Origin of the sequence: Xanthomonas sp. NCPPB 3582, from assembly GCF_041475735.2 — a bacterium.
In the GTDB taxonomy this organism is placed as follows: domain Bacteria; phylum Pseudomonadota; class Gammaproteobacteria; order Xanthomonadales; family Xanthomonadaceae; genus Xanthomonas; species Xanthomonas codiaei.
Genome location: NZ_CM192968.1, coordinates 3,889,947 through 3,910,929 on the forward strand (window position 1 = coordinate 3,889,947; position 20,983 = coordinate 3,910,929).

Annotated in this window: 30 protein-coding genes; 3 read left to right on the forward strand and 27 right to left on the reverse strand. The window is 63.7% G+C overall.

The genetic code is table 11. The features are described from left to right. Positions 1-55 precede the first annotated feature (55 nt). Positions 56-550, reverse strand: coding sequence for a peptidylprolyl isomerase (locus tag ACCQ05_RS16435; RefSeq protein WP_039413197.1), 495 nt, complete (start codon positions 548-550; stop codon positions 56-58). Positions 551-792: 242 nt separating this feature from the next. Here ACCQ05_RS16435 and typA point away from each other — a divergent pair, with 242 nt between their 5' ends. From typA to ACCQ05_RS16450, 3 genes are all read left to right on the forward strand, one after another. Next, positions 793-2,622, forward strand: coding sequence for a translational GTPase TypA (typA, locus tag ACCQ05_RS16440; protein WP_104539832.1), 1,830 nt, complete (start codon positions 793-795; stop codon positions 2,620-2,622). A gap of 18 nt (positions 2,623-2,640) precedes the next feature. Continuing rightward, a complete protein-coding gene (locus tag ACCQ05_RS16445) occupies positions 2,641-3,108 on the forward strand; it encodes a DUF2127 domain-containing protein (RefSeq protein ID WP_228963569.1) in 468 nt (155 codons plus the stop codon). A 108-nt stretch (positions 3,109-3,216) separates the two neighbouring features. Further along, entirely contained in the window at positions 3,217-4,830 is a 1,614-nt protein-coding gene (locus tag ACCQ05_RS16450) for an amidase (protein ID WP_372394131.1), read from the forward strand. Positions 4,831-5,008: 178 nt separating this feature from the next. On the opposite strand, the gene ACCQ05_RS16455 is transcribed toward ACCQ05_RS16450, so the two are convergent. The 26 genes from ACCQ05_RS16455 to rplB form a co-directional block, all read right to left on the reverse strand. Next, complete coding sequence (locus tag ACCQ05_RS16455) at positions 5,009-6,136, reverse strand: mechanosensitive ion channel family protein (RefSeq protein ID WP_228963571.1); 1,128 nt, start codon at positions 6,134-6,136, stop codon at positions 5,009-5,011. 85 nt (positions 6,137-6,221) lie between these two features. Next, positions 6,222-7,619 carry a class II 3-deoxy-7-phosphoheptulonate synthase gene (locus ACCQ05_RS16460; RefSeq protein ID WP_228963572.1) on the reverse strand — a complete coding sequence of 466 codons (1,398 nt, stop codon included), beginning with the start codon at positions 7,617-7,619 and terminating at the stop codon, positions 6,222-6,224. Positions 7,620-7,768: 149 nt separating this feature from the next. After that, on the reverse strand, positions 7,769-8,287 hold the full coding sequence (locus ACCQ05_RS16465) for a disulfide bond formation protein B (protein ID WP_372391578.1): 519 nt from the start codon (positions 8,285-8,287) through the stop codon (positions 7,769-7,771). A gap of 353 nt (positions 8,288-8,640) precedes the next feature. Then, positions 8,641-9,024 carry a 50S ribosomal protein L17 gene (rplQ, locus tag ACCQ05_RS16470; RefSeq protein ID WP_003486665.1) on the reverse strand — a complete coding sequence of 128 codons (384 nt, stop codon included), beginning with the start codon at positions 9,022-9,024 and terminating at the stop codon, positions 8,641-8,643. 179 nt (positions 9,025-9,203) lie between these two features. After that, positions 9,204-10,202 (reverse strand): DNA-directed RNA polymerase subunit alpha, encoded by a 999-nt coding sequence (locus ACCQ05_RS16475; RefSeq protein ID WP_002811635.1) that lies wholly within the window; start codon positions 10,200-10,202, stop codon positions 9,204-9,206. A 53-nt stretch (positions 10,203-10,255) separates the two neighbouring features. Continuing rightward, the gene (gene rpsD, locus ACCQ05_RS16480) at positions 10,256-10,882 is read right to left on the reverse strand and encodes a 30S ribosomal protein S4 (protein ID WP_002811641.1); all 627 of its coding nucleotides are present in this window, start codon (positions 10,880-10,882) and stop codon (positions 10,256-10,258) included. A gap of 15 nt (positions 10,883-10,897) precedes the next feature. Further along, positions 10,898-11,290 carry a 30S ribosomal protein S11 gene (gene rpsK / locus ACCQ05_RS16485; RefSeq protein WP_003486671.1) on the reverse strand — a complete coding sequence of 131 codons (393 nt, stop codon included), beginning with the start codon at positions 11,288-11,290 and terminating at the stop codon, positions 10,898-10,900. Between the two features lie 10 nt (positions 11,291-11,300). Further along, positions 11,301-11,657: a 30S ribosomal protein S13 gene (rpsM, locus tag ACCQ05_RS16490; RefSeq protein ID WP_104539893.1), complete on the reverse strand. Its 357-nt coding sequence runs from the start codon at positions 11,655-11,657 to the stop codon at positions 11,301-11,303. Between the two features lie 332 nt (positions 11,658-11,989). Continuing rightward, positions 11,990-13,354, reverse strand: coding sequence for a preprotein translocase subunit SecY (gene secY / locus ACCQ05_RS16495; protein WP_008571664.1), 1,365 nt, complete (start codon positions 13,352-13,354; stop codon positions 11,990-11,992). A gap of 7 nt (positions 13,355-13,361) precedes the next feature. Further along, complete coding sequence (gene rplO, locus ACCQ05_RS16500) at positions 13,362-13,805, reverse strand: 50S ribosomal protein L15 (RefSeq protein WP_372391581.1); 444 nt, start codon at positions 13,803-13,805, stop codon at positions 13,362-13,364. Positions 13,806-13,809: 4 nt separating this feature from the next. Next, positions 13,810-14,001: a 50S ribosomal protein L30 gene (gene rpmD / locus ACCQ05_RS16505; RefSeq protein ID WP_003486678.1), complete on the reverse strand. Its 192-nt coding sequence runs from the start codon at positions 13,999-14,001 to the stop codon at positions 13,810-13,812. After that, positions 13,994-14,536: a 30S ribosomal protein S5 gene (gene rpsE, locus ACCQ05_RS16510; protein ID WP_003486682.1), complete on the reverse strand. Its 543-nt coding sequence runs from the start codon at positions 14,534-14,536 to the stop codon at positions 13,994-13,996. The genes rpmD and rpsE overlap by 8 nt, the downstream gene beginning before the upstream one ends. 158 nt (positions 14,537-14,694) lie before the next feature. Further along, the gene (gene rplR, locus ACCQ05_RS16515; protein WP_104539838.1) at positions 14,695-15,054 is read right to left on the reverse strand and encodes a 50S ribosomal protein L18; all 360 of its coding nucleotides are present in this window, start codon (positions 15,052-15,054) and stop codon (positions 14,695-14,697) included. Between the two features lie 91 nt (positions 15,055-15,145). Next, positions 15,146-15,673: a 50S ribosomal protein L6 gene (gene rplF / locus ACCQ05_RS16520; RefSeq protein WP_104539839.1), complete on the reverse strand. Its 528-nt coding sequence runs from the start codon at positions 15,671-15,673 to the stop codon at positions 15,146-15,148. Positions 15,674-15,688: 15 nt separating this feature from the next. Then, complete coding sequence (gene rpsH, locus ACCQ05_RS16525; protein WP_010371096.1) at positions 15,689-16,087, reverse strand: 30S ribosomal protein S8; 399 nt, start codon at positions 16,085-16,087, stop codon at positions 15,689-15,691. Positions 16,088-16,291: 204 nt separating this feature from the next. Continuing rightward, complete coding sequence (rpsN, locus tag ACCQ05_RS16530; protein WP_005917137.1) at positions 16,292-16,597, reverse strand: 30S ribosomal protein S14; 306 nt, start codon at positions 16,595-16,597, stop codon at positions 16,292-16,294. Between the two features lie 18 nt (positions 16,598-16,615). Next, positions 16,616-17,158 (reverse strand): 50S ribosomal protein L5, encoded by a 543-nt coding sequence (rplE, locus tag ACCQ05_RS16535; protein ID WP_010371090.1) that lies wholly within the window; start codon positions 17,156-17,158, stop codon positions 16,616-16,618. Between the two features lie 11 nt (positions 17,159-17,169). Further along, positions 17,170-17,487, reverse strand: coding sequence for a 50S ribosomal protein L24 (gene rplX, locus ACCQ05_RS16540; RefSeq protein ID WP_003486696.1), 318 nt, complete (start codon positions 17,485-17,487; stop codon positions 17,170-17,172). Positions 17,488-17,502: 15 nt separating this feature from the next. Next, positions 17,503-17,871: a 50S ribosomal protein L14 gene (gene rplN / locus ACCQ05_RS16545; protein ID WP_003486699.1), complete on the reverse strand. Its 369-nt coding sequence runs from the start codon at positions 17,869-17,871 to the stop codon at positions 17,503-17,505. Between the two features lie 14 nt (positions 17,872-17,885). Then, positions 17,886-18,155, reverse strand: a complete 270-nt coding sequence (rpsQ, locus tag ACCQ05_RS16550) for a 30S ribosomal protein S17 (RefSeq protein WP_003486701.1) — start codon at positions 18,153-18,155, stop codon at positions 17,886-17,888. A gap of 11 nt (positions 18,156-18,166) precedes the next feature. After that, on the reverse strand, positions 18,167-18,352 hold the full coding sequence (gene rpmC, locus ACCQ05_RS16555; protein ID WP_003486703.1) for a 50S ribosomal protein L29: 186 nt from the start codon (positions 18,350-18,352) through the stop codon (positions 18,167-18,169). Then, a complete protein-coding gene (rplP, locus tag ACCQ05_RS16560; protein ID WP_003486706.1) occupies positions 18,352-18,765 on the reverse strand; it encodes a 50S ribosomal protein L16 in 414 nt (137 codons plus the stop codon). The genes rpmC and rplP overlap by 1 nt, the downstream gene beginning before the upstream one ends. Positions 18,766-18,770: 5 nt before the next feature. Then, positions 18,771-19,505 carry a 30S ribosomal protein S3 gene (gene rpsC, locus ACCQ05_RS16565; protein ID WP_033898118.1) on the reverse strand — a complete coding sequence of 245 codons (735 nt, stop codon included), beginning with the start codon at positions 19,503-19,505 and terminating at the stop codon, positions 18,771-18,773. 17 nt (positions 19,506-19,522) lie between these two features. After that, positions 19,523-19,858: a 50S ribosomal protein L22 gene (gene rplV, locus ACCQ05_RS16570; protein WP_003486710.1), complete on the reverse strand. Its 336-nt coding sequence runs from the start codon at positions 19,856-19,858 to the stop codon at positions 19,523-19,525. 12 nt (positions 19,859-19,870) lie between these two features. Next, complete coding sequence (gene rpsS, locus ACCQ05_RS16575) at positions 19,871-20,140, reverse strand: 30S ribosomal protein S19 (protein WP_005917128.1); 270 nt, start codon at positions 20,138-20,140, stop codon at positions 19,871-19,873. Between the two features lie 6 nt (positions 20,141-20,146). Continuing rightward, entirely contained in the window at positions 20,147-20,974 is an 828-nt protein-coding gene (gene rplB, locus ACCQ05_RS16580; protein WP_003486715.1) for a 50S ribosomal protein L2, read from the reverse strand. Between the last annotated feature and the right edge of the window lie 9 nt (positions 20,975-20,983).

Below are 20,983 nucleotides of genomic sequence, written 5' to 3' on the forward strand. Positions count from 1 at the left end.
GCGCGCATTGACAAGCAAACGGCCGCACGAGGCGGCCGTTCGACGGGGGTGGCGATCAGGCGGCGAGGATCTTGTTCCACTCCGCAACGCGGTCGGCCTTGGCGGCCAGCACGGCGTCGGTATCGCCTTCGATGGTGAGCGTGTTGATGGTGTCGCCCTGGGCAACGCTGTCCACCACGTCCAGGCCCTGGGTGACCTTGCCGAACACGGTGTGCTTGCCGTCCAGCCACGGGGTGGCGGTGTGGGTGATGAAGAACTGGCTGCCGTTGGTGTTGGGGCCGGCATTGGCCATGGACAGCACGCCGCGCTCGTGGCCCACGCCGTTATTGGTCTCGTCTTCGAAGCGGTAGCCCGGGCCGCCGCGGCCGGAACCTTCCGGGCAACCGCCCTGGATCATGAAGTCGGCGATGACGCGGTGGAAGCTCAGGCCGTTGTAGAAGCCGCGCTTGGCCAGGTTGACGAAGTTGGCGACCGTCAGCGGAGCCTTTTCCGGGTACAGCTCGACAACGATCGGGCCGCGGGAGGTGTCGAAGGTGGCGATCAGGGACATGGAAATCCTTGCAGGTTCTGGGGTGATCAACAGCCCATTAGGATACACCCGGGCGCGTGGCCGGCCGCGCGGTTACGACCATGGTCCAACGCTCGTGGCCGCCTGGAGACCAGGCTCGTCACGCTGGCTGAATGGGCGATCTGAACCGACGTGCGCCAATCCGCAACGGCAACGCAACGAAACCGCTATAATGTCGGGCTTACCTCATCTCAAGACTGGCGCCAGACAGGGGCCCTTTCCGCATGTCCATCGAAAAACTCCGCAATATCGCCATCGTCGCGCACGTCGACCATGGCAAGACCACCCTCGTCGACTGCCTGCTGAAGCAGTCCGGCACCCTGTCCGAACGCACCGTCCTGGCTGAGCGCGTGATGGACAGCAACGACCAGGAAAAGGAACGTGGCATCACGATCCTGGCCAAGAACACCGCCATCACCTGGCAGGGCAACCGCATCAACATCGTCGACACCCCGGGACACGCCGACTTCGGCGGCGAAGTCGAGCGCGTGCTGTCGATGGTGGACTCGGTGCTGATCCTGGTCGACGCGATGGACGGCCCGATGCCGCAGACCCGCTTTGTCACCCAGAAGGCCTTCGCGATGGGCTTCAAGCCGATCGTGGTGGTCAACAAGATCGACCGCCCCGGCGCGCGCCCGGACTGGGTGATCGACCAGGTGTTCGACCTGTTCGACAAGCTCGGCGCCACCGACGAGCAGCTGGACTTCCCGATCGTCTACACCTCGGCACTGAACGGCTACGCCAGCCTGGATTCGAACGTGCGCGACGGCGACATGACCCCGCTGTACGAAGCGATCATGCAGCACGTCTCCGCCCCGGACGTCGATCCGGACGGCCCGTTCCAGATGCGCATCAGCCAGCTGGACTACAACAACTTCGTCGGCGTGATCGGCATCGGCCGCATCCAGCGCGGCGTGCTGAAGAAGAACATGCCGGTCAGCGTGATCGACCGCGAAGGCAAGAAGCGCCAGGGCAAGGTGCTGCAGGTGCTGGGCTTCCTGGGCCTGGAGCGCATCGAGCAGGACAGCGCTGAAGCCGGCGACATCGTCGCCATCTCGGGCATCCAGGAACTGACCATTTCCGACACCGTGTGCGCGCTCGACCACCCCGAGGCGCTGCCGGCGCTGACCGTGGACGAGCCCACCATCTCGATGACCTTCCAGGTCAACAACTCGCCGTTCGCCGGCAACAAGGACCTGTCCGGTGGCAAGTTCCTGACCAGCCGCCAGCTGCGCGACCGCCTGGACCGCGAGAAGGTGCACAACGTGGCGCTGAAGGTCGAGGAAGGCTCGGACGCCGACAAGTTCCTGGTCTCCGGCCGTGGCGAACTGCACCTGTCGGTGCTGATCGAGAACATGCGTCGCGAAGGCTATGAGCTGGCCGTGTCGCGTCCGGAAGTCATCATCAAGGAAATCGACGGCAAGCTGATGGAGCCGATCGAGCAGCTGGTGGTGGACATCGAAGAACAGCACCAGGGCGGCGTGATGGAAAAGCTGGGCACCCGCAAGGGCCAGCTGAAGAACATGGAACCGGACGGCAAGGGCCGCGTGCGCCTGGACTACATGATCCCGGCGCGCGGCCTGATCGGCTTCCAGAACGAGTTCCGCACCCTGACCCAGGGCTCGGGCCTGCTGTTCCACGTGTTCGACCATTACGGCCCGAAGGAACAGGGCGCCATCGCCAAGCGCCAGAACGGCGTGATGATCGCCAATGCACCGGGTGCAACCCCGGCCTATGCATTGGGGCCGCTGGAAGAGCGTGGCCGCCTGTTCGCCGCCGAAGGCGACAACGTGTACGAAGGCCAGCTGGTCGGTATCCACTCCAAGGACAACGACCTGACCGTCAACGCGATCAAGACCAAGCCGCTGACCAATATGCGTGCCTCGGGCAAGGACGATGCGATCAAGCTGACCCCGGCGATCAAGTACACGCTGGAACAGGCGCTGGACTTCATCGAGGACGACGAGCTGGTCGAAGTCACCCCGAAGGAAATCCGCCTGCGCAAGAAGCACCTGACTGAAAACGAGCGCAAGCGCGCCGGCCGCTCCGGCTAAGCACTGGCGTCCACGCTCGTGCAGCGCAAACCCTATAGCCCGGATCCGCGTGCGCATCCGGGCCTCCACGCGATTGCCTTGCTCGAGGCGGTCAAGGGAGCGCTTGCGCTGCTGGCGGCGACGGGCCTGGAAATTCTGGGCCCGCTCCCGCTGCAGCAGGCGGTCAGCACGCTGATCCGCCGTTTCAATCTGGATCCCGAGCACGGCGCATTGCCGTCGTTGCTCAAGACCATCAACCCCGATGCCGTGCATCTGGCCGCTGCCGCCATGCTGGCCTACGGCTTGCTGCATGTGGTGGAAGCCTGGGGCCTGTGGCGCGCCAAGGCCTGGGCCTCGTTGCTGGGCTGCCTGTCGGCCGCCATCTATCTGCCTTTCGATATCTACGCCATCGTCCGCCATCCCGGCTGGACCGCCTGGGCCGTGCTGGCGATCAACCTGATCGTGGTCGGCGTGCTGGCACGCGATCTGGTCCGGCGTCGCCGCTGACCCACCCTGCCCTGTCCACGCGGACGCGGCCATCCGTTGTCACCCCGATCCTGCGCCGTTAGCCTGCGCAGACTTCCCGGGGAACCCGCGCCGATGCGATCCACCACCTTGTCCCTTGCATTGCTGCTGGCGCTGTGCGGCTGTGCGCATGCCGACGCCCCGACGCGCCACACACCCGCCACGGCGGCCGGCGCCGAACCGCTCGATCTGGTCGAAGCCGATGTGGCCGGCCTGCAGGCGCGCATGCAGTCCGGCACCACCACCAGCCTGGACCTGACCCGCGCCTACCTGCAACGCATCGCCAGCATCGACCGCGCCGGCCCGCGACTCAATGCGGTGATCGAACTCAATCCGCAGGCCGAAGCCGAGGCGCGCCGACTCGACGAGGAACGCCGCGCCGGCCGCGTGCGCGGCCCGCTGCACGGTATCCCGGTGCTGCTCAAGGACAATATCGACGCCGTGCCGATGGTCAACAGCGCCGGCTCGCTGGCACTGGCCGCGTTCCGCCCAGCCCGCGATGGCTTCCTTGTGCAGCGCCTGCGCGCTGCCGGCGCAGTGATCCTGGGCAAGACCAACCTGAGCGAATGGGCGAATTTCCGTTCCACCCAGTCCAGTTCCGGCTGGAGCGCCCGCGGCGGGCTGACCCGCAATCCCTACGCGCTCGACCGCAACCCGTGCGGTTCCAGCGCCGGTACCGGTGCGGCCATCGCCGCCAGCCTGGCCACGGTGGGGATCGGCACCGAGACCGACGGCAGCATCGCCTGCCCGGCATCGGTCAACGGCCTGGTCGGACTCAAGCCGACCGTGGGCCTGGTCAGCCGCGACGGCATCATCCCGATCTCGGCCAGCCAGGACACCGCCGGCCCGATGACGCGCAGCGTCGCCGACGCGGCCGCGGTGTTGCAGGCGATCGCCGCGCCCGATGTGCAGGACCCAGCCACGCGCAATGCGCCGTCGTCCCCTCCAGACTATCTCGCCCACCTCAAACCCGATGGCCTGCGCGGCGCGCGCCTGGGCCTGCTGCGCAATCCATTGCGCGAAGATCCCGCGATCGCTGCCGCACTGGATCGCGCCGTACAGACCTTGCGTGCGGCAGGCGCGACGGTGGTTGAGACTGCCCTGGTCACGGATGGCAAGTGGGATGCTGCCGAGCAGATGGTCTTACTGGTCGAATTCAAGGCCGGCCTGAACGCCTACCTGCGCAGTCATGCCGCGCCGGTCAAGGATCTGGACGCGCTGATTGCCTTCAATCGCGCCAATGCGCAGCGCGAACTGCCTTACTTCGGCCAGGAGTTGTTCGAGCAGGCGCAGGCCGCGCCGGGCCTGGAGGACCCGGGCTATCTGAGCGCGCGTGCCAGCGCCAGACGGCTAGCCGGCGAACAAGGTATCGACGCAGCACTGAAGTCCGACCGGCTGGACGCGCTGATCGTACCGACCACCGGCGCTGCCTGGGTGACCACGCTAGGCAAAGGCGACACCTTTCCCGGTGCCGGCTACGGCGCCGCGGCAGTGGCCGGATATCCCAGCCTGAGCGTGCCGATGGGGCAGACCCAAGGCTTGCCGCTCGGGTTGCTGTTCATGGGTACCGCATGGAGCGAGGCGCGACTGATCGAACTGGCCTACGCCTACGAGCAGCGTAGCCACGCGCGGTTCGCGCCTGGCTACGCGCCGAGCGCATCGCCAGCGCCACCAGGCGCATCGCAACCGAAGACGGCAGACTGAGCGCACCGCAAGGCAGTACGCAGGCGGTGCAGGCATCGACGTCACGAGACAGCATCACCAGGATGTCGCGCTGCCAGCCGCAATGGCAGCTGCGCACCGCGAGCCGGCGATGTGCAGCATCACGCACCGGTTGACCGCCCGCGCGCACCGACGCGACCACGCACGCCTGCAGGCAACGCTAGAGCGATGCGGCAGGCTCGCCATCTTCTGCGCCCGGCGAACGCACGCCGTCCGGCGCGATCGGCGCTGCGGCGCGCAGGGCCGGCTTTTCCTGCGCGGCGATCTCTGCACGGATCCTGGGCAAGGCGTAGGGATGCTCGCGGGTCAGGAAATCGATCATGCGTTCGCGCACCAGGCAGCGCAGGTCGAAGGCATCGCCGGAGTTGCGCGCACTCACCAGCAGGCGCACCTGGATGGTGTTGTCGCTGGTATCGGTGATCTGGGTGACGCACACGCGCCCGTCCCATAGCGGCTCGCCCTGGCAGATGCGCTCCAGCTCCGCACGCACCGCCGCGATCGGGGTGCGGTAATCCAGCCACAGGAAGGCGGTACCCAGCAGATCCGCGCTGGCGCGCGTCCAGTTCTGGAACGGATTCTCGATGAACCAGGTGAGCGGCACCACCATGCGCCGCTCGTCCCAGATCCGCACCACCACATACGAGCTGCCGATTTCTTCGATCCGGCCCCACTCGCCTTCCACGATCACCACATCGTCCAGCCGGATCGGCTGGGTCAAGGCGATCTGCAGGCCGGCGATCAGATTGCCGAACACCGGCTTGGCCGCGATACCGGCCACCAGCCCGATGATGCCGGCCGAGGCCAGCAGCGTCTTGCCGATCTGGCGCACCTGCTCGAAGCCGAGCAGCACCACCGAGATGCCAAGCAGGATCACCGCGCCCATCACCACCCGGCTCAGCACCCGGGTCTGGGTCTGGATGCGGCGCGCGGTGAGATTGTCCGACACTTCGATCGGGTTGCTGCGCAGAATCGCCGCCTCGCCAGCCGCCACCGCGCGCACCAGCAGCCAGGTCACGCAGCCGACGATGCCGACATGCAGCAGGTGCTGCACCGCCGCCAGCGCCTTGCCGGTCAATGGCGTGGCCTCGGTGGCCACGCCCAGAAACAGCAGCGGCAGGATGAAGGCTGCCGGCAAGGTGATCACGCGAATGATGCGTGCGCGTCGGTAATCGCGTCCCTGCATGCGGCGGAACAGCCACAGCATCAGCGACCAGGTGACGACGCCGGCAAGCAGCGCGGCGCCCAGCGGAATTGCGTATTCGCGGATGACGTTCCAATCGGCAGTCAAACCGTTCCTCCTGTGGGGGGAAAGAGGGATGGCTGCAGCAGCATGCCGCAAGCGGCATGAGCATCACGTCATGCGCACAGTCCGGTCAGCTTCCCAGCGGCTGCGATGCGGCCTGTTGCTGCTTGCGCACGATCGCCATCGCGATCTCCAGCGACTGCTCGTAGTTCAGGCGCGGATCCACGCTGGAGCGGTAGGCACGCTCCAGATCGCGCTCGGTCAACTCGCGCGCGCCGCCGGTGCACTCGGTGACATCTTCGCCGGTGAGCTCCAGATGCACACCGCCCAGCCGCGTACCGGCAGCCGCATGCAGGTCGAACGAGGTCTCCACCTCACCGCGGATGTTGTCGAAACGCCGGGTCTTGTAGCCATTTCCTGTGCTTTCGGTATTGCCGTGCATCGCATCGCACACCCACAGTACCCGGCGCCCGTCGCGCTTGACCGCCTCCAGCAGCGGCGGCAACTTCTCGGCGATCTGCGCCGCGCCCATGCGATGGATGAAGCTCAGCCGTCCGGGTTCGTCCTCGGGATTGAGTACGTCGATCAACCGCAACAGCTGGTCCGGCTGCACCGACGGCCCCACCTTGATGGCGATCGGGTTGCGCACGCCGCGCAGATATTCCACATGCGCGCCATCCAGCGCCGCGGTGCGCATGCCGATCCACGGATAGTGCGTGCTGAGGTTGAACCAGCCCCATTGGCGCGGCACCTGGCGGGTCAGGCATTCCTCGTAGGGCAGCAGCAGCGCCTCGTGCGAGGTGTAGAAATCGATGCGGTTGAGGTTATAGACCTCGGCCCCGGACAGGGTTTCCATGAAGCGCACCGCATCGCCGATCGAGGACACCATCTTCTGGTAGTCCGCCGCCAGCGGCGAATAGCCCACCCAGTCCAGATTCCAGTATTCGGGGTGATGCAGGTCGGCAAAACCGCCATCGATCAGGGCACGCACGAAGTTCATCGTCATCGCCGAGCGCGAGTGCGCGGTGATCATGCGGCGTGGATCGGGCACCCGCGCGGCCTCGGTGAAAGCCGGTGCGTTGATCACATCGCCGCGATAGCTGGGCAAGGTCACCCCGTCGCGCGTTTCCGTATCGGCCGAGCGCGGCTTGGCATACTGCCCGGCAAAGCGCCCCACCCGCACCACCGGCAGCCGCAGGCCGTGCACCAGCACCAGACTCATCTGCAGCAACACCTTCAGGCGATTGGAAATGGTGCCCGATTGGCAATCGCTGAAATTCTCCGCGCAATCGCCACCCTGCAGCAGGAAGCGCTTGCCCTCCTGCGCTTCGGCCAGCTGGCGCTTGAGTGCGAAGATTTCCCACGAGGTCACCAGCGGCGGCAACTGACCCAACTCGTCCATTGCCGCCTGCAGCGCCACCTGGTCCGGATACGCTGGCAGCTGCAGCGCAGGTTTGCCACGCCAGCTCCCGGGTGCCCAGGTCGAGGCGGCGGGATCGCAGATGGTTATCGGGGCGGAACGATTCATGACGGATCTCCTGGACAGCCTGCGATGGTGGCAGAGCCGGCGCGCCACGCAAAGCGCCGCCGCCGTGGCCGGGGCTTCGGCAGGGCGACGCGGTCCAGTCGCCGTCTGGTGGGCGCGACCGGACGGCAAGCGGCACCAGGCATCGCGCCTCAGCGGTGCCCAGAACCGCGCCGTGCCCTGAAACCGGCGTACAGCGCCCACAGGGCCAATGCCACGAACCACAGCATGCTCCACATCGGCATGCTCAGGCCCAGGAAGCGCCAGTCGATGTTGCCGCAGTCTCCGGTACCGGTCAGCACGGTGCGGAACACCTCGAACGGCCCCATCGTCTCGCTCAGAAAACTCAGCGGCGGGCCGCATGAAGACATCATGTCCTTAGGCCGGATCTGTACCCAGACATGCCGCGCGGCGATGCCCATGCCCACTCCGGCGGCGATGAAGCTCAACACCCCATAGGCCTTGCGCCCACCAGCTGCACGCGGCCCATGCAGGGCACCGAGCAGGAACAACACCGCCAGTGCTGCAAACGCGATCCGCTGGAAGATACACAGCGGGCAAGGCTCCAGCCCCAGATGCAGCTGCACATAGATCGCATAGGCCAGCAGTCCCGCACAGGCCAGAAAGCCCAGTAGAAACTGCGCCCGAAACCCCCAACGCAATGGATTCATCGTGACTGCTTGCCTAGGATCGAATCCGGATTATCAATCATCGTCGCGGCCCTGACCACGCATGCCCGGCCCTGCTCCGTCGTATACCGCAAAGCGCCATGCACCACCGCGGCTTCGCACTGCCAGGCGATGAGCTGCATGACCATCGGACAGGAATCAACGCGACCACGCCGGCAAGGAACCTTCGCATCCACCATCATGGCAACGCCACCGCCCTGGGCTCGGCCGGCACCCCAGGCGAGCATTGGCCAGGACGCCCCCACTTCCCCGAACGGCCGGTCCGACTCGGTGCCGCGCGTAACAAAAAGCCCGGCAATGCCGGGCTTTTCGGGAATCTTGATGGAGCGATCCGATTACTCGGCCACTTCCTCAGCCACGACCGGACGGTCGACCAGCTCCACATACGCCATCGGCGCATTGTCGCCGGCACGGAAACCGGCCTTCAGGATGCGCAGGTAGCCGCCGGGACGGGTCGCGTAACGCGGGCCCAGTTCGACGAACAGCTTGCCCACCGCTTCCTTGTCGCGCAGGCGGGCGAACGCCAGACGACGATTGGCAACGCCATCGACCTTGCCGATGGTGATCAGCGGCTCGGCGACGCGACGCAGTTCCTTGGCCTTCGGCAAGGTGGTCTTGATCAGCTCGTGCTTGAACAGCGAAGCGGCCATATTGCGGAACATGGCTTCGCGGTGCGCGCTGGTGCGGTTGAACTTACGACCGGATTTCTGGTGACGCATGAGTGTGATTTCCTAAGGAATGTTGAGACTGCTTGAGAGACGTTGTCGCCATCCTGGCGCTGCTGAATGGACTGCGGTTGGTCCGAACCGGCCGTCCCTCGACCGGTGTCACCGCGGGCTTCGGCCCGTCGATGAGGGAAAACGGCATGGGCGCCCGAAGACGCCCATGCAGTGACGCATCAACCAAGCATGCCGTGCTGGGCGACACCGGCCGGCGGCCAGTTCTCTAGCTTCATGCCCAGTGCAAGGCCGCGCTGTGCCAGCACTTCCTTGATTTCGGTGAGCGACTTCTTGCCCAGGTTCGGGGTCTTGAGCAGCTCCACTTCGGTCTTCTGGATCAGATCGCCGATGTAGTAGATGCTTTCGGCCTTCAGGCAGTTGGCCGAGCGCACGGTCAGCTCGAGGTCGTCGATCGGGCGCAGCAGCACCGGATCCACGCCGCTGGCAGCCGGCTTGGCCGCACCGCGATCGCGGTGGGTGAAATCGCCGAACACCGACAGCTGATCGCTGAGGATGTCGGCGGCGGTGCGCACGGCTTCCTCGGCATCGATCGTGCCGTTGGTTTCGATATCGATGACCAGCTTGTCGAGGTCGGTACGCTGTTCGACGCGCGCAGCTTCCACGGCGTAGGCGACGCGACGCACCGGCGAGAACGACGCATCCAGCATCAGACGACCGATGGTACGGGTCTCCTCGTCCGGACGACGACGCGCAGCAGCCGGCTGATAGCCGAAGCCACGCTCGATCTTCAGGCGCATGTTCAGCGCGGTGTCCTTGGTCAGGTGGCAGATCACGTGGTCGCCGTTGATGATCTCAACGTTGTGATCGGTCCTGATGTCGGCCGCAGTGACCGTGCCCGGACCCTGCTTGGACAACGACAGCGTCGCGCTGTCGCCACTGTGCATGCGAATGGCCACGTCTTTCAGGTTGAGCAGGACGTCCAGCACGTCTTCCTGCAAACCCTCGACCGTGGTGTACTCGTGCAGCACGCCGTCGATCTCGACCTCGGTGATCGCAAAACCGGGGATCGACGACAACAGCACACGACGCAGGGCATTGCCCAGCGTGTGCCCGTAACCGCGCTCCAAGGGTTCGATCACGACCTTGGCACGGTTGTCGGTAAGACGTTCGATCTGCGGACCACGAGGGCGCAGAACCTGGTTGGCGGTAACCGTCATGTTGCGGGGTCTCCTGCGAACCTCCGGCAGTGCCGGAGGTTCTCCAATGTGAATTACTTCGAATACAACTCGACGATCAGCGCTTCGTTGATATCCGAAGGCAGGTCAGCGCGATCCGGAACGGCCTTGAACACGCCGCTGAACTTCTTCGAATCGACTTCAACCCACGACGGCGTCATGTCGTGCTGCTCAGCCACGGTCAGGGCTTCCTGGACGCGGAGCTGCTTCTGTGCCTTTTCCGACAGCGTGATCGCATCGCCAGCCTTGATCTGGTACGAGGCCAGATTCACCGACTTGCCATTGACCAGCACGCCACGGTGCGACACCAGCTGGCGCGCGGCCGGACGGGTGACGGCAAAGCCCATGCGATAGCAGACGTTGTCCAGACGGGTTTCCAGCAACTGCAGCAGGTTCTCGCCGGTGTTGCCCTTCTTGGTCGAGGCCTTCTTGTAGTAGTTGCGGAACTGACGTTCCAGCAGACCGTAGATACGCTTGACCTTCTGCTTCTCGCGCAGCTGGGTGGCGTAGTCGGAGAGCTTGCCCTTGCGAGCCGCGCCGTGCTGGCCGGGCTTTTGCTCAAGCTTGCACTTGGAGTCCAGCGCACGAGCCGGGCTCTTGAGGGAAAGGTCGGCGCCTTCGCGGCGGGCGAGCTTACAGGTAGGACCGATATAACGAGCCATTTCTTATCGCTCCCTTTAGACGCGACGCTTCTTCGGCGGACGGCACCCGTTGTGCGGGATTGGCGTCACGTCGATGATGTTGGTGATCTTGTAGCCCACGTTGTTCAACGAACGCACGGCCGACTCACGGCCCGGACCCGGACCCTTGATACGTACTTCCAGCGACTTCACGCCGTAGTCGAGCGCAGCGCGGCCAGCCTTTTCGGCGGCAACCTGGGCAGCGAACGGGGTCGACTTGCGCGAACCACGGAAACCGGCGCCGCCGGAGGTAGCCCACGACAGCGCATTGCCCTGGCGATCGGTGATGGTGACGATGGTGTTGTTGAACGAAGCGTGGACGTGAGCAACGCCGTCAGTGATGACGCGCTTGATCTTCTTCTTCGTTTTCTTTTCTGCTGGCTTGGCCATGATCTATCCCTTACTTCCTGATCGCCTTGCGCGGACCCTTGCGGGTGCGGGCGTTGGTACGGGTGCGCTGACCACGCAGCGGGAGACCACGGCGATGACGCAGACCGCGATAGCAGCCCAGGTCCATCAGTCGCTTGATCGCGATACCGATTTCGCGGCGCAGGTCGCCTTCGACGACATACTTGCCCACTTCGGCGCGCAGGCGCTCGATTTCGGGTTCGGACAGATCACGGATCTTCGTGGTCGAGGTCACACCTGCGGCTTCGCAGAGCTTCTTCGAACGGGTACGGCCGATGCCGTAAATGCTTTGCAACCCGACCCAGACATGCTTCTGGGCTGGCAGGTTGACGCCTGCAATACGCGCCATGACGCGATTCTCCAACTGAGTGATGGCCCGACGGCGCACAGGCGCCATCCGGCAGGATGGATCAAAAGTGAACTCGGAATTGTAGCAAGGCCTCGGATTGCTTTGAAGCCCGTGGAACCAGAGGTTCCATGGACCCGGCGTGGGGAGTGTGCCCTCGCTCCGGCGCCGGACGGTGTTGATCCAGAAAACCTCTCCGAATCGCCTGTGCTACTCCCGCACAAGACCACCCCGTCACACCCGCGCGCGAGACGTCGCGCGAGCCGCCCTTCTGATCGGAAGACCGTGGCCCGGGAACCAGGCCGTCTTCACGCAATGAAGATCTAGTGTACCACTTAACCGCGCGCAAGACCGCCGCGCGAGCCGCCCTTCAGGTTGGCCTTCTTCAGCAAACTCTCATACTGGTGGGACATCAGATGCGCCTGGATCTGCGCAATGAAGTCCATCACCACCACGACTGCGATCAACAGCGAGGTGCCGCCGAAATGGAACGAGGTACCGAGCTGGGTGCGCATGATTTCCGGCAGCAGGCAGACGATGACCAGGTACAGCGAACCGGCCGCAGTCAGGCGGGTCAGCACGCCATCCACGTAGTCGGCGGTCGCCTTGCCCGGACGGATCCCTGGAATCAGCGCGCCCGACTTCTTGAGGTTGTCGGCGGTTTCCTGCGAGTTGAACACCAGCGCGGTGTAGAAGAACGCAAAACCGATGATCAGCGCAGCAAAGACCAGCATGTGCACCGGCTCGCCCGGCCCAAGCGCGTTGGCGATCTTCTGCAGCCACGATCCCACCCCACCCGATGCCGCCTGGCCCGACCACATCGACAACGTCGCCGGAAATGCCAGGATGCTTGATGCGAAGATCGGCGGAATCACGCCAGCCATGTTGAGCTTGAGCGGCAGGAACGAGGTCTGGTTCATATACGCATTGCGACCGCCCTGGCGGCGCGCGTAGTTGACCGTGATGCGTCGCTGCCCACGCTCGACGAACACCACGAACAGGGTGAAAGCCAGAATGGTGATGACGATCAGCAGCAACGAAATGAAGCTCAGGTTGCCTTCGCGGAACGCTTCAACGGTCTGGATCGCTGCCGACGGAAGGCCTGCCACAATACCGGCGAAGATGATCAGCGACACGCCGTTGCCAATGCCGCGCTCGGTGACCTGCTCGCCGACCCACATCAGGAAGATGGTGCCCGCCGTCAGGGCGATCACCGCGGTCAGCACGAAGCCCATGCCCGGTGCATACACCACCGGAGCGCCGCCCGGGGCGGTCTGGTTCTGCAGTGCCAGCGCGATACTGCCGCCCTGCACCACCGCCAGCAACACCGCACCGATGCGCGAATACTGGGTGATCTTGCGCCGGCCCGACTCGCCTTCCTTCTGCATCGCCTTGAGGGCGGGAAAGATATGCGTGGCCAGCTGGATCACGATCGATGCCGAGATGTACGGCATCACGTTCAACGCAAAAATACTGAAACGGTGCAGGGCGCCGCCCGAGAACATGTTGAACATGTCCACGATGCCGCCGCCCTGCGCCTGCATCAACGAAAGCATGGCATCGGGATTGACGCCCGGCACCGGCACGTAGCAGCCGATGCGATAGACGATCAATGCCCCGAGGACGAACAGTAGCCGCTGGCGAAGTTCCGTGAACTTGCCGAGCCCGCCACCGAGGTTACCAATGCCAGCCTGCGCCATCTGCCGATTACTCCTCTACGCTGCCGCCGGCAGCTTCGATTGCTGCCTTGGCGCCTGCGGTTGCCGCAACGCCCTTCAGCACGAACTTTTTGCTCAGCTCGCCCTTCAGCACGATCTTCGCCTTCTTGGCGCGGCTCGGGACCAGATTGGCCGCACGCAGCGCTGCGAAATCGATGTCACCGGCATCCAGCTTGTCCAGCTGGTAGGACAGCACTTCAGCGGTATCGCGCGCCATCTTGGAGCGGAAACCGATCTTCGGCAGACGGCGCTGCATCGGGGTCTGGCCGCCTTCGAAGCCGGCCTTGATCTTGCCGCCACCCTTGCGGGCGAACGAACCCTTGTGACCGCGACCAGCGGTCTTGCCGAGACCCGAACCAATACCACGGCCGACGCGGGTGCGTTCGGTACGCGCGCCATCGGCGGGCTTGAGGTCATTAAGACGCAGAGTCATTGGATTACTCCTCAACCTTGACGAGGTAGTGAACCGTGTTGATCAGGCCACGCACCTGCGGGCTGTCCTTCAGTTCACGCACATCGTTGAGCTTATTCAGGCCCAACGCACGCACCGACAGGCGGTGACGCGACTGGGTTCCACGCAGGCCACGCACCAGGCGCACCTTCACGGTCTTGTTGGTGTCCTTAGCCATGGTTGAGCTCCTCCACCTTCTTGCCGCGCTTGGCCGCAACACGGGCCGGCGACTGCACTTCCGACAGACCCTTCAGGGTTGCGCGGACCAGGTTGATCGGATTACGCGAACCAACAGCCTTGGCCAGCACGTTCTTCACGCCAACCGCTTCGAGCACGGCGCGCATCGCACCGCCGGCGATGACGCCGGTACCTTCGGAAGCCGGCTGCATGTACACGCGTGCGGCGCCATGGCCGGACTTGACCGCATGCCACAAGGTGCCGTTGTTCAGGTCGACAGTGGCCAGGTTCTTGCGCGCCTGCTCCATCGACTTCTGGATGGCGACCGGCACTTCGCGCGCCTTGCCATAGCCGAAACCGACCTTGCCCAGACCATCGCCGACCACGGTCAGCGCGGTGAAGGTGAACTGGCGACCGCCCTTGACCGTCTTGCTGACGCGGTTGACCGCGACCAGCTTCTCGATCATGCCATCGTCGACTTTCTCTTCGCGGTTACGGTCGCGATCACGACCCCGCGGTGCACGTTCTTCTGCCATCTTGATTCCTTGATTGATTGAGTATGTACGGCTCGAAGCCGCTTATGGTTGTGGAGTGACGCGGTGTTGCCGAATACCGCTGCAAAAGAACGGGTCGGCCCGGCACTTACCTGCCGGCGGAACGCAGGGGCGGCCTGAGGCCACCCCTGCAGCAGTACTTAGAACTGCAGGCCGCCTTCGCGAGCTGCATCGGCCAGCGCCTTGATGCGGCCATGGTAGCGGTAGCCCGAGCGGTCGAAGGCGACCTTCTCGATGCCCGCCGCCTTGGCGCGCTCGGCGATCAGCTTGCCGACCTTGGTGGCGGCGTCGCTGTTCTTGCCGTTCTTCAGGCCTTCCTTCACGTCGGCCTGCAGGGTGTTCGCCGCAGCGATCACCTTGGAGCCGTCGGCAGTGAAGACCTGCGCGTACAGGTGCTGACCGGTGCGCAGCACCGACAGACGCGCGACGCCCAGCTCGCGAATGTGTGCACGGGTCGACTTGGCGCGACGCAGGCGGGCGATGTTCTTGTTGATGCTCATGATATTTATCCTACGGAAGCTGAAGGAAAACAGGCTTGTACATTGAAAAGTCCGGCCATGGATGGCCGGGCTCCTCGCAGAGGGACCTGCCTTACGCCTTCTTGGCTTCCTTGCGAATGATGACTTCACCGGCGTACTTCACACCCTTGCCCTTGTAGGGCTCCGGCGGACGGAAACCGCGGATCTTGGCGGCAACTTCGCCAACGCGCTGCTTGTCGGCGCCCTGGACCACGATTTCGGTCTGGCTCGGGGTCGACAGCGTGATGCCTTCCGGCGCCACGAACACCAGCGGGTGCGAGAAACCGAGCGCCAGGCTCAGGTCCTTGCCCTGCATGGCAGCACGGTAACCGACGCCGACCAGCTCGAGCTTGCGCTCGAAGCCTTCGGACACGCCCTTGACCATATTGGCCAGGATGGCGCGCACGGTGCCGGTGATGGCGATCTGCGAAGGATCATTGGCCGACAGGGTCGCAACGTCGCCGTCGACGGCGATCTCGACGCCAACCGGCTTCGGCAGGGTCAACGTGCCCTTCGGGCCCTTGACGCTGACCAGGTCGGGCTGGACCTTCACTTCAACACCCTTCGGGAGGGACACGGGCTTCTTGGCTACACGGGACATGTTCGATTCCTTCCCTTAGGCCACGAAGCACAGGACTTCACCACCAACGCCGGCTTCGCGAGCCTGCGCATCGGTCATGATGCCCTTCGACGTGGAGATGATGGCGATACCCAGGCCACCCAGGACCTTGGGCAGCTCGGTCTTGCCGCGGTACTGGCGCAGACCCGAGCGCGAGAAACGCTTCAGGGTCTCGATGACCGGACGGCCTTCGAAATACTTCAGCACGATTTCCAGCTCCGACTTGTTGTTTTCGGTGGCCGTAACGCGCAGGTCGGTGATGTAACCCTCGTCCTTCAGGACCTGGGCGATCGCAACCTTGATCTTGGACGACGGCAATTTCACCGTCTGCTTACCAACCGCTGCCGCATTCTTGATGCGAACCAGCAGGTCGGCGATGGGATCAGTCATGCTCATATGAGTACCTTTGAGTGCACCGATATCCGCTTTCGCGAAAATCTCGTGTTTTCCTGGGGACGGGCCAGGACCCTTGACGCAACGCCTGGCCCGAACGGGCAAGACAGAAGCGGAAGTATACGACAAAAGAGCCCGACTTGCGTCGGACTCCTTTGGTGAACAGAACAAACCTGTCCAGACCGGCCGCGAGCGGCCGGCGCGCTGTTACCAGCTTGCCTTGCGCAGCCCCGGAACGTCGCCGTTCATCGTGGCCTTGCGCAGCATGTTGCGACCCAGACCGAACTTGCGGTAGACACCGCGCGGACGACCGGACAGCTCACACCGATTGCGGTGGCGGCTAGGCGACGAATCGCGCGGCAGCTTCTGCAACTTGGTCGACGCGTCGATCTTCTCTTCGTAGGACGCATCCTGACTGGAGAGGATCTTCTTCAGCGCATCACGCTTGCCGGCGAACTTCTTTGCCAGCTTTGCACGCTTGATGTCGCGGTGGATCATGGAGGTCTTTGCCATTTCGGATGTCCTCTATGGTCAGTTACGGAACGGGAACTTGAACGCTGCCAGCAGCGCCTTCGCTTCCGCATCCGTCTTGGCGGTGGTGGTGATGGCGATATCCATACCGCGGATCGCGTCGACGGCGTCGAAGTCGATTTCCGGGAAGATGATCTGTTCCTTCACACCCATGTTGAAGTTGCCACGACCGTCGAAGGAGCGACCGGACACACCACGGAAGTCGCGCACGCGCGGCAGTGAGATGTTGATCAGGCGATCCAGGAACTCGTACATCTTGGCGCGACGCAAGGTGGTCTTGCAGCCGATCGGCCAACCATCACGAATCTTGAACGATGCGACCGAAACGCGCGACTTGGTGACCACCGGCTTCTGACCTGAGATCTTGGACATGTCGGCGACCGCATTTTCCAGAATCTTCTTGTTGGTAGCGGCCTCGCCCACGCCCATGTTCAGCGTAACCTTGACCAGCTTCGGCACTTCCATCGGATTGGTGTAGCCGAATTCCTTCATCAGGGCCGGCACCACGTTTTCCTTGTAAAACTTTTCGAGACGAGTGTTCATGATCTCATTCCTCAGGCGTCGAGCGCCTCACCGCTGGAGCGGAACACACGCAATTTGCGTCCATCCTCCAGCACCTTGAAGCCAACGCGCTCGCCCTTGCCCGTTGCCGGGTTGACGATATTGACGTTGGAGATATGGATCGACGCTTCACGCTCGACCACGCCGCCGGCGACACCCGCCTGCGGGTTCGGCTTGGTGTGGCGCTTGATGACGTTGGCGTTGGAGACGATCACGCGATCGCCATCCACACGCACCACTTCACCTTGCTTACCCTTGTCCTTGCCGGTGTTGATGACGACCTGGTCGCCCTTCTTGATACGGTTAGCCATGTGTATGTCCTCCGCTCACAGCACTTCGGGAGCGAGCGAGACGATCTTCATGAACTTCTCGGAACGCAGCTCGCGCGTCACAGGCCCGAAGATGCGGGTCCCGATCGGCTCCTGCTTGTTGTTCAACAGCACAGCGGCATTGCCATCGAAGCGGATCAGCGAACCGTCCGGACGGCGCACACCCTTGCGGGTACGCACCACGACGGCGTCGTAGACTTCGCCCTTCTTGACCTTGCCACGCGGAATGGCGTCCTTGACGGTCACCTTGATGATGTCGCCAATATGTGCGTAACGGCGCTTTGAGCCGCCCAGCACCTTGATGCACATCACTTCCTTGGCACCGGAATTGTCGGCGACATCGAGGTAGCTCTGCATCTGGATCATGATTCAGATCTCCCTTATTCGGCCGAACGGGTGACGATTTCGACCACCCGCCAGTTCTTGGTCTTGGACATCGGAGCAATCTCGGTCACGCGCACGACATCGCCTTCGTTGCAGGCATTGTCGGCGTCGTGTGCGTGCAGCTTGGTCGAGCGCTTGATGTACTTGCCGTACAGAGCATGCTTGACCTGGCGCTCCACCAACACGGTGACCGTCTTGTCCATCTTGTTGCTGACGACACGGCCTTCGACCGTGCGCAGCGTTTGCTTTTCGTTGTTGTCGCTCATCGCGGCCGTCCTTACTTGGTGCTGCCGAGCAGGTGCTTGACGCGAGCGATCTCGCGGCGCACCCGGCGGGTTTCGTGGGTCTTCGGCAGCTGGCCGGTGACCTGCTGCATGCGGAGCGAGAACTGCTCCTTACGCAGATCGGTCAGGTGGGCCTTCAGTTCGTCAGCCGACTTTTCGCGGAGTTGTTTGATATCCATCAGCGCACCGTCCGGGTCACGAAAGTGGTGGTCACCGAGAGCTTGGCGGCGGCCAGGCGGAACGCCTCGCGTGCGGTCTCTTCGGGGATCCCCTCGATTTCATAGATCATGCGGCCCGGCTGAATCTGCGCGACCCAGTACTCCACGTTGCCCTTACCGGAGCCCATGCGGACTTCGATCGGCTTCTTGGTGATCGGCTTGTCGGGGAACACACGGATCCACATCTTGCCGCCCTTCTTGACGTGGCGGCTGATCGTGCGGCGTGCTGCTTCAATCTGGCGCGCGGTCAGCTGACCGTGCGCCGTGGCCTTGAGGCCGTATTCGCCGAAGCTGACGGCGTTTCCGCTCCATGCCAGGCCGTCGTTACGGCCCTTGTGCATCTTGCGATATTTGGTTCGCTTGGGTTGCAACATTGCCGTTACCTCGCTTCACGGGCCGGGCGCGACGGGCGGTCACCACGGTCGCCGCGATCGTTACGATCGTTGCGCGGGCTGTCGTCCTGCTTTTCCTGGCCAACCTGAGAGAAGTCGAAGACTTCGCCCTTATAGATCCAGACCTTGATGCCGATGATGCCGTACGTCGTGGACGCTTCGGCAAAACCGTAATCAATGTCGGCACGTAGCGTGTGCAGCGGCACGCGGCCTTCGCGGTACCACTCCGAACGGGCGATTTCTGCACCGTTGAGGCGGCCAGCGACGTTGACCTTGATGCCCAGGGCACCCAGACGCATCGCGTTGCCGACCGAGCGCTTCATTGCGCGGCGGAACATGATGCGACGCTCCAGCTGCTGCGCGATCGACTCGGCGACCAGCTGCGCGTCCAGCTCCGGCTTGCGCACCTCGGTGACGTTGATGTGCGCCGGAACGCCCATCAGCTCGCTCACTTCCTTACGCAGCTTTTCAATGTCCTCGCCACGCTTGCCGATCACCACGCCCGGACGGGCTGTGTGAATGGTCACGCGGGCGGTTTTGGCAGGGCGCTCGATCAAGATCTTGCTGATCCCTGCCTGCGCGAGCTTCTTGCGCAGCATTTCACGCACTTTCAGGTCGGCAGCCAGATAACCGGCGAACTCGGCCTTGTTTGCGTACCACTTGGAATTCCAGTCCTTGGCGATGCCCAGGCGAATTCCAGTCGGATGAACTTTATGACCCATGGTCTTTTCCTTTCCGCTTACTTGGCGGCGCCCACAACCACAGTGATGTGGCTGGTGCGCTTGAGGATGCGGGTACCGCGGCCTTTCGCCCGCGCCATGAAACGCTTCAGGGAGGGACCTTCATCAACCATGATGGTCTTGACCTTCAGCTCGTCGACATCCGCGCCCTGATTGTTCTCGGCATTGGCGATCGCCGACTCCACCACCTTCTTGATCAGGTGTGCAGCCTTCTTGTCCGAGAACTTCAGCAGATTGACCGCACGTTCGGCGGACAAACCACGCACCTGGTCAGCGACCAGGCGGGCCTTCTGCGGGGAGATGCGCGCGGTGCGCAGGATTGCTTTCGCTTCCATCGTCATCTCTCCTTACCTGCCCGACTTCTTGTCGCCACCGTGACCCTTGAAGGTCCGGGTGACGGCAAATTCGCCGAGCTTGTGGCCGACCATATTCTCGTTGACGAGCACCGGAATGTGGTTCTTGCCGTTATGCACGGCGATGGTGATGCCTACCATTTCCGGCAGGATCATCGAACGGCGCGACCAGGTCTTGATCGGCTTCTTGCTACCCGCAGCGGACTCCACCTTCTTTGCAAGGTGGTGATCGACGAACGGGCCCTTCTTGAGTGAACGTGCCATGGTCGATTAGCCCCTACGATCGCGGACGATGAACTGCTGGGTGCGCTTGTTCTTGCGCGTCTTGTAACCCTTGGTCGGAACACCCCACGGGGTGACCGGATGCGGATTACCCTGGCCAGCCTTCGCTTCACCACCACCGTGCGGGTGATCGACCGGGTTCATGGCCGCACCGCGAACGGTCGGGCGAACACCGCGCCAACGCTTGGCGCCGGCCTTGCCCAACTTCTCGAGGTTGTGCTCGTCGTTGCCGACTTCGCCGATGGTGGCGCGGCACTCGACCGGCACCTTGCGCATTTCGCCCGAGCGCAGACGCAGCGTGGCATAGATGCCTTCGCGAGCGACCAGCTGGACGGCTGCACCGGCAGCGCGTGCGATCTGAGCGCCCTTACCCGGCTTCAGCTCGATACCGTGGACCGTCGTACCGACCGGGATGTTACGCAGCGGCAGCGTGTTACCGGTCTTGATCGGCGCGTTGGCACCGGCAATGACCTGATCGCCAGCTTTCAGGCCCTTGGGGGCGATGATGTAGCGGCGCTCGCCATCGACGTAGCACAGCAGGGCGATATGGGCGGTACGGTTGGGATCGTATTCGATCCGCTCCACACGCGCCGGAATGCCTTCCTTGTTGCGCTTGAAGTCGATAATGCGGTAGTGCTGCTTGTGGCCACCACCGACGTGACGCACGGTGATGCGGCCATGGTGGTTACGACCACCGGACTTGCTCTGCGAGTCGAGCAACGCCGCGTGCGGTGCGCCCTTGTGCAGATCGGGAGTAACCACGCGCACGGCGGAACGACGGCCGGGAGAGGTGGGTTTGAACTTCATCAATGGCATGGGATGGAC